This window comes from Flavonifractor sp. An82 (genome assembly GCF_002159265.1).
Lineage (GTDB): Bacteria > Bacillota > Clostridia > Oscillospirales > Oscillospiraceae > Flavonifractor.
Genome location: NZ_NFHG01000004.1, coordinates 144,236 through 157,613, shown reverse-complemented (window position 1 = coordinate 157,613; position 13,378 = coordinate 144,236). Strand labels below are relative to the sequence as shown.

Here is a 13,378-nt window from a genome sequence, read left to right as displayed (position 1 = left end):
ACTCTCAGAGTATGCATGGACAGGCCGGCCGGTGCGCCCTTCACACCCCGTCCCGGTAGAAGTAGAGCAGCTCCTCCACCAGCATGGAGGCCGCCGGAGACAGGGGGCTGGACCGGCGGTAGAGCAGGTAGAACTGCCGCTCCAGCTGAGGGCTCTCGGGGGCAAACACCAGGATCTTCCCCTCCTCCGCCGCCTCCCGGGCGGCGCAGCTGGACAGAATGGAGATACCCAGGCCGTTTTTCACCCCCTGGAGGATGCTCTCTGTGCTCTCCAGCTGGGCCGCCAGGGTCAGGCTCCTGGGCTCCACCCCCATGCTCTTCAGATACTGCTCGGACTGCTTCCGGGTGCCGGAGCCCGGCTCCCGCACCAAAAATGGGGCGCGTTTGAGCACGTCGGGGGTCATCTGCCCCTTGAGAGCCCGATACTCCGGGGTATTGGGTGTGGCAATGACCAGCCGCTCGGTGAAGAAGGGCACGCACAAAAGGCCCACCCGCTGGACCGGGGCCCCCACCAGTCCCAGTTCCGCCCCGTTTTCCGCCATCCACTGGGTGACCTGACCGCTGTCCCCCTGGCGGATCTGAAAAAATACCTCGGGGTATCGCTGCCGCAGCAGGGGAAGCACCTGTGGCAGCAGATACTGGGAGGGTACGGTGGAGGCGGCGATGGACAGAGTGCCCGAAATGGAGGAGGCAGCGGTGCGCACATCCTGGGCCGCCCGCTGGCACAGTCCCAAAATCTCGGCAGCGTACCGGCCCAGCACCCGCCCGGCGGCGGTGAGCCGCAGTTCCTTGGTAGAGCGCACCACCAGCTGGGTGCCCAGTTCATCCTCCAAAGCGGCCACATGGGCACTGACGGTAGGCTGGGTGAGATAGAGGGCCTCCGCCGCTTTGGAAAAGCTGCGCTGGCGGGCCACTTGTACAAAAATTTCCAGTTGCTTTAGCTGCATGACAAGCCTCCGATTGCTTTTTTGTCGGGAATGGGTTACACTGTTGGTAGAAAACCAACAGGGGGTGATGAGATGCCGTATGAAAAGCTGCGCCTGACCGCCATGACAACGGCCGGTGGGTGAGGGGCCAAAATAGGGCCGGGTGTCCTAAGGAATGTATTGTCGGGCCTGCCCAAAGCGGCTGACCCCAACCTTCTGGTGGGTTATGACTCCAGCGACGACGCCGCCGTCTACAAGGTCAGTGACGACGTAGCCATGATCCAGACGGTGGACTTCTTCCCTCCGGTGGTGGACGACCCCTATACCTTTGGGCAGATCGCCGCCACCAACGCCCTCTCCGACGTGTATGCCATGGGCGGCACGCCCACCCTGGCCATGAATCTGCTGGCCTTCCCCTCCTGCCTTCCGGTGGAGGCGGTGGGCGATATTCTGGCCGGCGGCGCCTCCAAGGTGCTGGAGGCCGGCGCGGTGATCGCCGGCGGCCACAGCATTGAGGACCAGGAGCCCAAGTACGGCCTGTGTGTCACCGGACTGGTCCACCCCAGCCGGATCCTCACCAACAGCGGCGCCAAAGAGGGAGACATTCTGGTGCTCACCAAGGCGCTGGGCACCGGCATCCTCTCCACCGCCGCCAAGGCGGAGCTGCTGGAGGAGGCCGACTACAAGCATATGGTGGAACTGATGACCACCCTGAACAAGTACGCCGCCCAGGCGGTGGGCCCTGTGGCCCTCAACGCCTGCACCGACGTCACCGGCTTCGGCCTGGTAGGACATGTGAAGGAGATGGCTGAGGGCTGCGGGAACACCATCCAGTTGTGGGCGGACAAGATCCCCATCGTGCCCAAGGCTCTGGAGCTGGCCAGGGACGGCATTATCCCCGCCGGGGCCTACCGCAACATGGACTTTACCGCCGATGACACCCAGGAGGACACTGCCGTCCCCCGGGAGGTGCTGGACTGTCTCTATGACCCCCAGACCGCCGGCGGCCTGCTCCTCAGTGTGCCGGAGGCTCTGCTGTCCCAGCTTCTTGCCCGGATGGCGGACGCCGGTGTGCCCGCCGTTCCCATCGGCGCGGTGGTGCCCAGAGAGGAAAAGCTGGTCCACATCAAACCATAGCCCATCTTAACGCAGGCGTGCCGCAGACCGCGGCGCGCCTGCGTTTTGTTTTTTGCCCGGCTGTCTCTCTCAGTATATCTCACTTTATAGTATTTTTCTATATTCTTCATTTATTTTATGGAAAATCTGTATTTCAAATTTTGATACCGCAGGGCTATAATCAGGCCAGAGAGAGATGGTTTCTCTCAAATAATTTTTGAGAGGTGTTGTGTGTGAATAAACTCAAAGGACACCTGCCGGTCATTCTGGCCGGTCTGGTAGTAGGCATCGCCTCGGTGGTGCTGGTTGCCATGGGCAACCCGGTGAACATGGGCTTCTGTATCGCCTGCTTCCTGCGTGATATCGCCGGCGGCGTTGGGCTGCACCGGGCCCCCATCGTTCAGTACATCCGCCCTGAGATCATCGGTCTGGTGCTGGGCGCCATGATCATGGCTCTGGCGGGCAAGGAGTTCAAGGTGCGGGGCGGCTCCTCCCCCATGACCCGGTTCGTGCTGGGCTTCTGCGTTATGGTGGGCGCCCTCATGTTCCTGGGCTGCCCCCTGCGCATGGTCATCCGCCTGGGCGGCGGTGACGGGAACGCCATTCTGGGCCTCATCGGCTTCATCATCGGCATTTTCGTGGGCACCCTGTTTTTGAAGAAGGGCTTCTCCCTCAAGAAGTCCCAGCCCCAGCCCATGCTGGAGGGCGTGCTCATGCCCGCCGTCAATGTGGGTCTGCTCATCCTGGTGATCGCAGCTCCCGCCTTCATCTTCTTCTCCACCGAGGGTCCCGGCTCCATGCGGGCTCCCATCGCGGTGGCACTCATTGCCGGTCTGGTGGTGGGCGCCATCGCCCAGCGCAGCCGTCTGTGCATGGCCGGCGGCATCCGTGACGCCATGATGCTGAAGGACTTCCACCTGCTCATGGGCTTTGTGGCCATCTTCGTGGCCGTGCTGGTGGGCAACCTGATCGCGGGTGGTCTGGGCTTCAAGGGCGGCTTCAACCCCGGCTTTGTCGGTCAGGCCGTGGCCCACACCGACGGGCTGTGGAACCTGCTGGGCATGGTGCTGGTGGGCCTGGGCTCCGTGCTGCTGGGCGGCTGCCCCCTGCGCCAGCTCATCCTGTCCGGCAGCGGCAACAGCGACTCCTCCGTAGCCGTGCTGGGCATGGTGGTGGGCGCCGCCTTCTGCCATAACTTCGGCCTGGCTTCCTCCACCGACGGCCCCAGCTTTGCCGGTAAGGTGGCTGTCATCATCGGTCTGGTCCTGGTCTGCGCCATCGGCGCGGGCAATACCAAGAAAGCGTGAGGTGAACGGTATGAATCAAGTGGACGCCAGAGGCTATTCCTGTCCTGAGCCGGTGCTCATGACCAAGAACGCCCTGAAAAACGGCACTCCCCTGGTGGTGCTGGTAGACAATGAGACCCCCCTCCAGAATGTGCGCCGGTTTGCCGCCAACAACGGCTACCAGGTGACCTGGAAAGAGGTGGGTGAGGACTATGAGCTCACCATCACCAAGTAAGGAGCAGATTGCCACCTTCCACACCCACTTCGGGGCCCTCAGCTTCCACAAGAAGCTGAAAGCTCTGGGGGACGGGGCGGTGATGATGCCGGTGCCCCGCAAGCTGTCCGCCTCCTGCGGCACCTGCGTAAAATTCTTTCTCCCCTTTGACCCGGCCTGGGCCGACGAGGATCTGGAGGCCATCTACCTCCATGAGGAGGGGGACTACCGGCTGCTCTTCGAGAACGAAGAAGAATAACAAACTGCCCGGATGGCCTGTACCATCCGGGCAGTTTATGCTATACTGAAGAAAAAGAAGAAAAAACGGGGGAGCGGACGCAATGGATACCATGATCATCGGCATTGCCGGAGGCACCGGCTCGGGCAAGACCACCCTGACTCTGGGGCTGAAGGAGCGCTTTGGGGATGCGGTCTCCATCCTGTACCACGACAACTACTATAAGCAGCACGACGACATGCCCTATGAGGAGCGGTGCAAGCTCAACTACGACCACCCGGACGCCTTTGACACCCAGCGTCTGGTGGACGATCTGGACGCCCTGCGCCGGGGGGAGACGGTGTACAGCCCCACCTATGACTACACTATGCACAACCGGGCCGCCGAGACGGTGGAGGTCCGCCCCGCAAAAGTCATTCTGGTGGAGGGCATTCTCATCTTTGTGGAGCCCGCCCTGCGGGAGCGGATGGACATCAAGCTCTTTGTGGACACCGACGCCGACGTGCGTATTCTCCGCCGCATTCTCCGGGATGTGAAGAAGCGGGGCCGCTCCCTGGACTCGGTGGTGCAGCAGTATCTCACCACGGTCAAGCCTATGCACGAGCAGTTCGTGGAGCCCTCCAAGCGGTATGCCGACCTCATCGTGCCCGAGGGGGGCCGCAACCAGGTAGCCATGGACATGATCATTCAGCGTATCCGCAGCCACATCGCACTGGAGTAACTTATTTTGTGAGAAACGGGGACCTGCCGGCCGGCAGGTCCCCGTTTCTCATTGAAAGCGATAGCCCTTTTGCTGCAAGTCCTGGAGAAATCCTATAAAATGCCCGTGGTCCCGGAAGGCCAGCAGCCGCCAGCCATCCATGGGGTGGAAGGAGACGACGCGGCCCCCGTCATCCAGCCACAGCTGATGGACCGTTTCTGTTCCTGTCATGTTTTCAGCAGCGCCTCCTCCAGGGTACAGACATAGGTCAGTGTCCCATCCCCATACTGGTAGACATTCCGTTCGCCGCCGATACCGGCATTGATCATGTTGTCGTATTCCCCTTGGATATTGCCCATCAGGCCGGTGTAGACGGCATATTCCGCCCCCAGTTCCTGGGTCACATCCAGCTTGCGGATCTCATTGTCATAGAAGTCGTAGACAATCAGATTCTGGTTCTCACCGGTAGGCCAGGCCACCGCCTCGCAGATCCCGTCCTCATCCAGGTCGTGGAGCTCCACAGTGGGATTCTCCTGCACCGCCATCAGGTAGAGATAGAGCTGACCGCTCTCCAGATAGAAGGTGGTGGCCTTTCCGTCCACTCCATAGTCCACCCGTACTTGGTTGGTGCCCGAGTCGGTCATGGGCCAGAAGCAGAAGCCCCAGCCCTGCTCCTGATCCAGGATCACGCTGACCGTATCGGGCCGGGTAAAGAGGGACTGGGGCCAGTCGTCCTCCACCCTGATGTACCACTCAGGCGACACCACTTCCCAGGTCAGATCCGTCAGACCGGACAGCATAGAACAGGTCTCAGGATTGATCGTCAGACCCTGCACGCTGCTGCCGGTCTTGTGGATCAGCTCCACCTCTCCCTCCGCCGCCTGCTTCAGGTCTTCCTTGGCCTGGGTCACGCTCTCCGGCTCCACAAGTTCCGCCGTCCACACAAAGTCATAGGCACGGAAACTCTCGGCCATGAGCCGGAGCACCTGGGGCTCGATGGCGATGTAGGGGTAGTCGTCCGGCTTGCTCACCGGGCAGCAGGTGTCGATCTCCCAGATCTGTCCGTTTGCCCCATCCACCAGATAGCGGTACATGATAAAGCCGCTTTCCTGCTTCCACACCCGCTGGGTCTCATCCACAGGCTCATAGCCCGCCTGCCGGTAGAGAGCCGGGAGTCTTTCCATGGTATCGCTGGTGATCCGGTTGACTTTCAGTATGGTGGAGGAGGTGCGGTACTCCGACCGCCACTCCCAGTTGTTCCCGTCTCCTTTGTACTGCTTCCAGGCTGACACCGGAACATAAATATACCAGCCGTCCCCGTCGTAGCGGTGGACCGGCAGGTTGCCCCGGTACGTGCCGGGATAAGTGACCTGATCGCTCCAGTCCTCCACATAGAGGGGCAGGTCCAGATCATATTCGGTCACATACCAGTCATAGATGGCCTCCTGATAGCTGTGATGGTAGCCGTAGAAGTCCAGGTTGTCGTTGACCGGCTGGTCATAGAGGATGTCATAGCTCCCGTCGGGGTAGCGCAGGGCGACGATGTTGTGGCCCCCCTGGCCTTCCATGTCGAACCAGCCGTCCTCCTCGGACATGCCGCCCACCAGGGCCACCTCTTCGGTGGGAACATCCAGCTGCACCAGGTAATTGAAGGTCCAGGCCTCCAGGGTACCCTCGGGGGCCAGCCCTTCCAGCTCGCCCATCTTGTCCAGCCAGGCCAGCTTGGTGCCGGTGACCTGGGCGGTGGCCTCCTCGTCAGCGACCGTCTCACTGGAGAATTTGTAGTAGGTCACCTCTTTTGTACCCTCCATGGTCTGCTGGGCAAAGTCCTCCATGCTCTCATACTGTCCGCTGCTGCCAGTGGGGGTCTGGCTGCTCTGTCCGGCGGGGTTGGCGGCGCAGGCGGCAATGACTGCCACGCAGGCGATGCAGGCCACAGCGGACAGCCACACCCGGGGCCGCTTCCACCCCAGCAGGTTGCGGATACGCCCCTTGGGGTCCCCCTCTCCAAAGGCCAGAGGGGTGCCCGCGATGGTGAGTCGGCCGGTGGCCAGGGTGAGCAGGGAGGCGGAGTAGTCCGCCTTCACATTCTCCCCCAGCTCTTTCACCACCGCCTCGTCGCACCGCATCTCCATGTCCTTGCCCGCCAGCACAAAGGCCACCCACACCAGGGGGTTGAACCAGTGGAGGCACAGGGCGGCGAAGGCCAGCACCTTCACCACATGGTCCCCGTGGCGGATGTGGTACTGCTCATGGCGGATGATGTAGCCCATTTCCCCCTCGGTCAGGGTGGAGGGCAGATAGATCCGGGGCCGCACCAGTCCCAGCACAAAGGGGGTGGAGATGTGGTCGGCCAGATAGAGGTTGTCTCTCAAATGGAGGCTGCCCACCAGTCTGCGGCGCAGGCGGAGCAGGGTGAAGACGCTGTACCCCGCCATGCCTGCCGCCCCCGCCAGCCACACCCAGGCGGCCACGGCGGTCCAGTCCACGGTGGGGACCTTCGGCTCTGCCGGGGCCACAGGTGTCACGGGGTCAGAAACAGGCGCTTCGGGCTTCGCCACCTGGGGCTGGATGTCCTCTGTCTGCCGTTGGGGCTGCACATAGGTGACGGTGCTTACCACCGGGCTGGCCTGCCGGGCGGGGGCATCCAGGGCCCCCAGCAGGGAGAATGGGGAGGGCAGGGACACCGGGCACAGCAGCCGGAAGAGCACCACTGCCCACAGGGCATAGGAAAAGATTTTCTGGGCCCGCTTCAGAAACAAACGTGCTGCGATCACGCACAGGATCACAATGCCCGCGGTGAGGCTCATATTGAGCAGGGCGGGCAGGAAGGTCTGGGACAAGAAGGCCGTCATGTCAGCTCACCCCCGATTCTCTTCGATCAGCTGCTGTAACTGTTCAATTTCCTCCTGGGACAGCTTTTTCCGCCGGGTAAAGGCGGTCAGGAAGGCGGGCAGGGACCCGGAGAAGGTCTCCTCCACAAATTCCTCGCTCTGCCGGGCGTAAAGCTCCTCCCTGGACACCAGGGAGGTCACCACCCCGTCCTGATTCTGAAAAATTCCCCGCTGACACAGCCGCTTGAGCACCGTGTAGGTGGTGGACTTCTTCCAGCCCAGCACCTCCTCCGCACGGCGCACCAGCTGGGTGGAGCTCATGGGCTCCCCCTGCCAGATGAGATCGGCAAAGCGGGACTCCACCGCCCCCAGCTTCCAGTCGCTCATAGGATCGCCTCCTTTGGTCTACTGCTTGTCGTCCTCATCTGTAGTCTACAGCTTATAGACCTCTTTGTCAATGACGATTTGGTTACAAAAAGGGACGGCCTGAAATCAGGCCGTCCCTTTACAGCACATGTTTCGGGCCCGAATGAGCAGGCCCACCATGCACAGGCACATCACGATATTGGCCAGCGCCAGCAGAATAGACAGGACCTCCCACTCCTGCCAGGGCAGAGGCAGCATCCAGAGGGCCCGCAGGACCGCGTCCCCGTTGCGGACTGCCCGCAGCGCCCCTGCATAGATGTTCCGGACCTCCACCAGAGCGGCCACATCGGTGAGCATCTGGAAGTTGAAGTAGATGGAAATGCAGATGACCAGCGCGTATACCAGGTAAAACCGGTAAAGCACTGTCTCCCCTGTCAGCAGCACTCCCAGCCAGTTCACGCCCTCCGCGATCCCCAGCAGGACGCAGAAGGGCTTCAGCAGGGGCAGGTCCCGCACCTCTTTTTCCAGCAGTCCGATGGCGGAGAAAAAGAGCAGAAAGCTGACCCAGTTGGGCAGCACATTCAAACTATGCCCATTCACACCCAGGTTGATGTCCAGGTAGAGAAACACATAGCCCCAGATGATTTTGGTCAGGGCGGAGCGGAGCTGTTGCGTGTCTGTCATGGGGCTACCTCCTTCGGCCAGGCAATACAGGTGTACTCCTGACCTTTGTATTCCAGCTTTACCGCCAGGGCAGTGGGAGCCTGCTGCCAGTCGCTGCCGCTGGCGTCGCCCACTCCTCCACCCGAACGTCCATACTCCGCCGGCGTGCGGATGGAGCTGTGGCCAAACTCATCCGGAAGGGTTCCTGCCTTCGCTTCTTCCTTGGTCAAGGGCGCATACCAGGCATTGAGGGAGATCTCCTCCTCCCCCTCCCAGGCCCGTCCGCCGGCAGAGCGGTAGTAATTCGTAAACAGGGCAGCGGGCCTGGGCACAGTATCCAACCGGTAGGCGCTATATTCACCGAAGAAGCTGGTATCATCCACCTGCGCTCGGTTGTCCACGCTCAGCAGGAACTGATAGGAAAGCTCCACCCAGATATCCTCCACCTGAGCCGTATAGGTCAGGGCGGGCAGGACGGTATTGGGGCGTCCCACCAAGGTGCACTCCGGATCCACCGCCGTCCAATCCTCCAGCGGCTCCACCGCCCAGAAGTCACCTTCCCGCACAATGCGCACCGGCTGGGATACCGCCACCGACTGGAGTTCCTCATAGGAGTGGGCAAACCAGGTGGTGTAGGCGTCCAGCACCAGCAGTCCGGTGTAGTTCCCATCCGCCCCCTCCAGCAGATTGTAGACCACCCACTCCGCCTGCACACCCTCATCTTTCTCGATGCCCAGGGGTTCCAGAGGGTAGGTTCCCTCCAGTCCGTCCCGCTCCCGGGCGGCCCGGAGCAGCTTTCCCTGCTCCGACGCCGGAGCGGCCATCATCATATAAATAGGGCTGTCCTCCATCACAGCCTTGGCGTAGGTGTCCAGGGCCCCGGCCACCGTGGTGGCCCGGTTCATCCTGGCCCTGGCCAGGGACATGGAATCGGCAGCCCATTGCTCTGGCAGCTCCGCCGCCCCGCTGGTCCCCACCAGGCAGGCCGCCGCCAGCACCGCCGCCACGCACCAGGAGCCCAGGGCCACCCCCTGGGGATAGCGCTTGAACCGGGCAATGGCCCTGATGCGGCGCTTGATGTTGCGCCCGCCATTGGCCATGGAGGTGGTACCCGGGGCGCGGGCATACCGATCATCCGCCATAGACAGGAGGATCACGCCGTACGCTCGCCGCTCCTCCCCCTCCAACCGCTCCAGCACCCGCTGGTCGCACAGGGCTTCGCTGTCATTCTGGGCCTGGTTCCAGCAGTACCACAGCAGGGGATTGCACCAGTGGAGGCACCGCAGCAGGCACATGCCCACCCCGGCCCACAGGTCCCCATATTTCAGGTGGAGCAGCTCGTGGAGAAGCACCTTGTCATCCACCGCCCGCTGGGGCAGCACCAGAACCGGGGAGAAGGGGCCGCATACAAAGGCACTCTCCACCCCGGGCAGCACCACTACCCGGCGGGGGAGCTTCAAATCGTACTGACCGGCCACCTCTTCCAGCCGCTCCAGCACCTCCCGGTCCGGAGTCCTGCCCCGGGCCACCTGCCGCCGCAGCATCAGGTAGGACAGGAAAAACCACAGCAGACACACCGCCACTCCGGCAATGTAGAGGCAGAAAAGCCAGTCGGTGACGCTGACCGGCCGTACCATACGTACCAGAGGAATGGGCGCAAGGACCTCCGTCAGACCATAGGGGTCGGTGAGGACGGAGGAAAGAGAACTCTCTGCCCCGGTCTTGGCCGCTTCCAGCGCAACATCCAGGCCGGGGATGAGCGCCCGGCCCAATAGCCCGGCGGGCAGCAGAATGCGCAGGGCCAGAATGGCCCACACCCCGTACTGCCACCGGGGAGACAATTTATCCAGAAAGAGCCGCTTGGCAATGAGCAGCACCGCCGCCGTCAACGACGCGGCCAGAGTCTGCTCCAGAAAGGCCCAGATGTTTTCCATGGGTCATACCTCCATGTCGTCCAGCAGCCGCTTCAGCTCCTCCCGCTCCTGGGCGGTGAGCTTCTCCTCCTTGAGAAAGGCGGCCACCAGCTTGCCCGCCGAGCCCTGGTACACCCGCTCCAGCAGACCCCGCCGCTCCTCTGCGGCGCAGGACTCCCGGTCCACCCCCGCCCGGTAGCGATGGGGATTCTCCCCCTTGTCAATGTTCACCAAGCCCTTGGCCTCCATGCGGGTCAGGTAGGTAAGCACCGTGTTGCGGCTCCAGCCGGTGGCGGGACGCAGGACCTCCACTGCCGCCCCCAGAGAAAGCCCCTCCGGCGCAGCCCACAGAGCCTCCAGCACCCGCCACTCCTTCTCGCTCAGCTTCATGGCAACCCCTCCTACAGCTGTAGTATCTATATGTATGCTACAGCTGTAGGATCATATTGTCAACACTTTCGCCAAAATTTCCGCAAACGGAAAAAAAGCCTACAGACCTGCCTCAAATTGTGGTACAATAGCCGTTGAGTGAAAATACATGTGAGAAGGGACGGAGACCGGAAGTGGATAAAATCGGCTTTGACAATCAGAAATATCTGGAGCTCCAGTCGGCGCACATCCGTGAGCGGATCAGCCAGTTTGACAACAAGCTCTATCTGGAGTTTGGCGGCAAGCTCTTTGACGACCATCACGCCTCCCGAGTGCTGCCGGGCTTTGAGCCGGACAGCAAGATCCGCATGCTGAAAGAGCTGCGGGACTCGGTGGAGGTGGTCATTGCCATCTGCGCCAGCGATATTGAGAAGAACAAGGTCCGGGGCGATCTGGGCATCACCTACGATGTGGAGGTGCTGCGCCTCATCGACGCCTTCCGGGGCCAGGGCCTGCTGGTGGGCAGCGTGGTCATCACCCAGTATGCCGGCCAGCCTGCCGCCGATGCCTTCCGGCGCCGGATGGAGCATTTGGGCGTGAAGACCTACCTGCACTACCCCATTCCCGGCTACCCCCATAACACCACCCTCATCGTCAGCGACGAGGGCTATGGCAAGAATGACTATATCGAGACCCAGCGTCCCCTGGTGGTGGTCACCGCCCCCGGCCCCGGCAGCGGCAAGATGGCGGTGTGCCTGTCCCAGCTGTACCACGAGTACAAGCGGGGGGTAAAGGCGGGCTACGCCAAGTTTGAGACCTTCCCCATCTGGAATCTGCCCCTCCAGCACCCGGTGAATCTGGCCTATGAGGCCGCCACCGCCGACTTGGGGGACGTGAATATGATCGACCCCTTCCACCTGGCCGCCTACGGGGAGACCACGGTGAACTACAACCGGGATGTGGAGATCTTCCCTGTCCTCTCCGCCATGTTCGAGAAGATCATGGGAGAGTGTCCCTACAAGTCCCCCACCGACATGGGCGTGAACATGGCGGGCAAGTGCATCGTGGATGATGACGCGGTGTGCGCCGCCGCCCGGCAGGAGATCGTCCGCCGGTACTACACCGCCCTGTGCGACCGCCGCATCGGCACCGCCACCGACGAGCTGGTGTATAAGCTGGAGACCGTCATGCAGCAGGCCCATGTGGACGTGTCCATCCGCCCCGTGGTGGCCGCCGCCGCCCAGGTGGCCGAGGAGACCGGCAACCCCGCCGGCGCCATCGAGCTGCCCGATGGCGAGGTGGTCACCGGCAAGACCACCGACCTGATGGGAGCCTCCTCCGCCACCCTGCTCAACGCCCTGAAGCGGCTGGCCGGCATCGACCATGAGCACCACCTGATCTCCCGGGAGGCTCTGGAGCCCATCCAGCAGGTGAAGGTCCACCACCTGGGGTCGGTGAATCCCCGGCTCCACTCCGACGAGATCCTCATCGCCCTGGCCATTTCCGCCACCACCAATCCCCTGGCCAAGCGGGCGCTGGACCAGCTCTCCGCCTTGCGGGGCTGCGAGGCCCACTCCTCCGTCATCCTCTCCCCAGTGGACTCCACCACCTACAGCCGCCTGGGCCTCCGCCTCACCTGTGAGCCCCAGTATGAGACCAACAAGCTGTACCACAAGTAATTTTTCAGTTTCGGACTACAATTGGTATTTGATTTAATGATAAAAAATGGACGCAGCCCAAACAGCCGCGTCCATTTTCTCATTTCTGTCTCAGGCTGCCAGAGCCTCCGCGGGGATCTCAAAGTCCGCCACGTTGTTGAAGTTGGAGCAATCCATGGTGATCTCCACCTTATCCATGGTCAGGGAATCGCCGCCCTCCACACCGGCCAGCGCCTTCTTCATCATGGACTGCATCACGCCGGTCATGTCCATGTAGTACCGCACGGGATAGCCGGTGGCCTGATCGATCCACACGGTGATGGGCATGTCGCCCAGATCGCTGTACAGATCCTCCAGAACCATACCCATGGTGGTTTCCATGGAGGAGGTGGCGCCGCTGGCCTTCATCACCTCGGCCAGAGCGTCGCCCCGGATGATACCGGTGTACTTGTCGGCGGTGGAACCGTTGATGTCCTCAGTGCCCGCATGGGCGTACTCCGCGCCGCTGCTCAGGTAGAGATCCATGCTCTGCTGGGCGTCGTACTGCTCCAGCTGACTGGCGTCGGCAGCCTGGGTGGTCCAGCTGCTGCCGTCAAACATGTAGATGGTGTAATCGCCGTCGGTGGCGTCGGCATAGATGCTCATGGACACCGAGCCCAGAGAGCCCATGCTCATGGTCATGTCCGCCTTCAGCTTGACGGGGTCATTGAAGCAGGACATATCCATTTTGGTGTCGGTCTCAATACTCTGACCCATGACGGACATGTCCATCTCCATGTACATGGTGGCATCCATGCTCTCCACGGCGTTGATCTTCTCCATGGCCGCCTTGATCTGATCTGCCGACTCCTCCTTGTTGGCGCCATTGCCGCAGGCTGTCATGGACACCGCCAGCAGGGCACCCAGCGCAAGGGCCGCCGCTCTCTTTCCCAGTTTCATTCCGTACGCCTCCTTGTTGGTAACATCAGGTGATTTGCTTCCAATACGGATATTCTATGCTCAGTTTATCATAGCCGTTACACTTTGTCTTCTCTTTTTTCTGAAGGTTTTCTGAAAATGGGCCGTGGGGTTTTCCGCCAATCCGTGTATAATGAAG

Annotated in this window: 14 protein-coding genes; 6 read left to right on the top strand and 8 right to left on the bottom strand. The window is 61.8% G+C overall.

The window, feature by feature from the left end:
• Window positions 1–40: 40 nt before the first annotated feature.
• Window positions 41–946, bottom strand: coding sequence for a selenium metabolism-associated LysR family transcriptional regulator (locus tag B5G34_RS06860; protein ID WP_087335520.1), 906 nt, complete (start codon window positions 944–946; stop codon window positions 41–43).
• A gap of 72 nt (window positions 947–1,018) precedes the next feature.
• Here B5G34_RS06860 and selD point away from each other — a divergent pair, with 72 nt between their 5' ends.
• The 5 genes from selD to udk all read left to right on the top strand — a co-directional run bounded on the left by selD (window position 1,019) and on the right by udk (window position 4,500).
• Window positions 1,019–2,062 (top strand): selenide, water dikinase SelD, encoded by a 1,044-nt coding sequence (gene selD, locus B5G34_RS06855; protein WP_087335519.1) that lies wholly within the window; start codon window positions 1,019–1,021, stop codon window positions 2,060–2,062.
• Between the two features lie 203 nt (window positions 2,063–2,265).
• On the top strand, window positions 2,266–3,348 hold the full coding sequence (yedE, locus tag B5G34_RS06850; RefSeq protein ID WP_343286556.1) for a YedE family putative selenium transporter: 1,083 nt from the start codon (window positions 2,266–2,268) through the stop codon (window positions 3,346–3,348).
• A 10-nt stretch (window positions 3,349–3,358) separates the two neighbouring features.
• The gene (locus B5G34_RS06845; protein WP_087335613.1) at window positions 3,359–3,562 is read left to right on the top strand and encodes a sulfurtransferase TusA family protein; all 204 of its coding nucleotides are present in this window, start codon (window positions 3,359–3,361) and stop codon (window positions 3,560–3,562) included.
• Window positions 3,540–3,800, top strand: a complete 261-nt coding sequence (locus B5G34_RS06840; protein WP_087335515.1) for a DUF3343 domain-containing protein — start codon at window positions 3,540–3,542, stop codon at window positions 3,798–3,800. Before B5G34_RS06845 ends, B5G34_RS06840 begins: the two co-directional genes overlap by 23 nt.
• A gap of 82 nt (window positions 3,801–3,882) precedes the next feature.
• A complete protein-coding gene (gene udk, locus B5G34_RS06835) occupies window positions 3,883–4,500 on the top strand; it encodes a uridine kinase (RefSeq protein ID WP_087335513.1) in 618 nt (205 codons plus the stop codon).
• A 48-nt stretch (window positions 4,501–4,548) separates the two neighbouring features.
• On the opposite strand, the gene B5G34_RS18735 is transcribed toward udk, so the two are convergent.
• The 6 genes from B5G34_RS18735 to B5G34_RS06810 all read right to left on the bottom strand — a co-directional run bounded on the left by B5G34_RS18735 (window position 4,549) and on the right by B5G34_RS06810 (window position 10,645).
• Window positions 4,549–4,710: a hypothetical protein gene (locus B5G34_RS18735; RefSeq protein ID WP_162609442.1), complete on the bottom strand. Its 162-nt coding sequence runs from the start codon at window positions 4,708–4,710 to the stop codon at window positions 4,549–4,551.
• Window positions 4,707–7,334: a M56 family metallopeptidase gene (locus B5G34_RS06830; protein WP_087335511.1), complete on the bottom strand. Its 2,628-nt coding sequence runs from the start codon at window positions 7,332–7,334 to the stop codon at window positions 4,707–4,709. The genes B5G34_RS18735 and B5G34_RS06830 overlap by 4 nt, the downstream gene beginning before the upstream one ends.
• 6 nt (window positions 7,335–7,340) lie before the next feature.
• On the bottom strand, window positions 7,341–7,700 hold the full coding sequence (locus tag B5G34_RS06825; protein ID WP_087335509.1) for a BlaI/MecI/CopY family transcriptional regulator: 360 nt from the start codon (window positions 7,698–7,700) through the stop codon (window positions 7,341–7,343).
• 105 nt (window positions 7,701–7,805) lie between these two features.
• The gene (locus tag B5G34_RS06820; protein WP_087335507.1) at window positions 7,806–8,363 is read right to left on the bottom strand and encodes a hypothetical protein; all 558 of its coding nucleotides are present in this window, start codon (window positions 8,361–8,363) and stop codon (window positions 7,806–7,808) included.
• The gene (locus tag B5G34_RS06815) at window positions 8,360–10,276 is read right to left on the bottom strand and encodes a M56 family metallopeptidase (protein ID WP_087335506.1); all 1,917 of its coding nucleotides are present in this window, start codon (window positions 10,274–10,276) and stop codon (window positions 8,360–8,362) included. Before B5G34_RS06815 ends, B5G34_RS06820 begins: the two co-directional genes overlap by 4 nt.
• A gap of 3 nt (window positions 10,277–10,279) precedes the next feature.
• Complete coding sequence (locus tag B5G34_RS06810) at window positions 10,280–10,645, bottom strand: BlaI/MecI/CopY family transcriptional regulator (RefSeq protein ID WP_087335504.1); 366 nt, start codon at window positions 10,643–10,645, stop codon at window positions 10,280–10,282.
• Window positions 10,646–10,818: 173 nt separating this feature from the next.
• On the opposite strand from B5G34_RS06810, the gene B5G34_RS06805 reads away from it, so the two are divergent.
• Window positions 10,819–12,303 carry a DUF1846 domain-containing protein gene (locus tag B5G34_RS06805; protein WP_087335503.1) on the top strand — a complete coding sequence of 495 codons (1,485 nt, stop codon included), beginning with the start codon at window positions 10,819–10,821 and terminating at the stop codon, window positions 12,301–12,303.
• A 90-nt stretch (window positions 12,304–12,393) separates the two neighbouring features.
• Here B5G34_RS06805 and B5G34_RS06800 read toward each other — a convergent pair whose 3' ends face one another.
• On the bottom strand, window positions 12,394–13,221 hold the full coding sequence (locus B5G34_RS06800) for a DUF6612 family protein (RefSeq protein WP_087335501.1): 828 nt from the start codon (window positions 13,219–13,221) through the stop codon (window positions 12,394–12,396).
• Window positions 13,222–13,378: the final 157 nt, after the last annotated feature.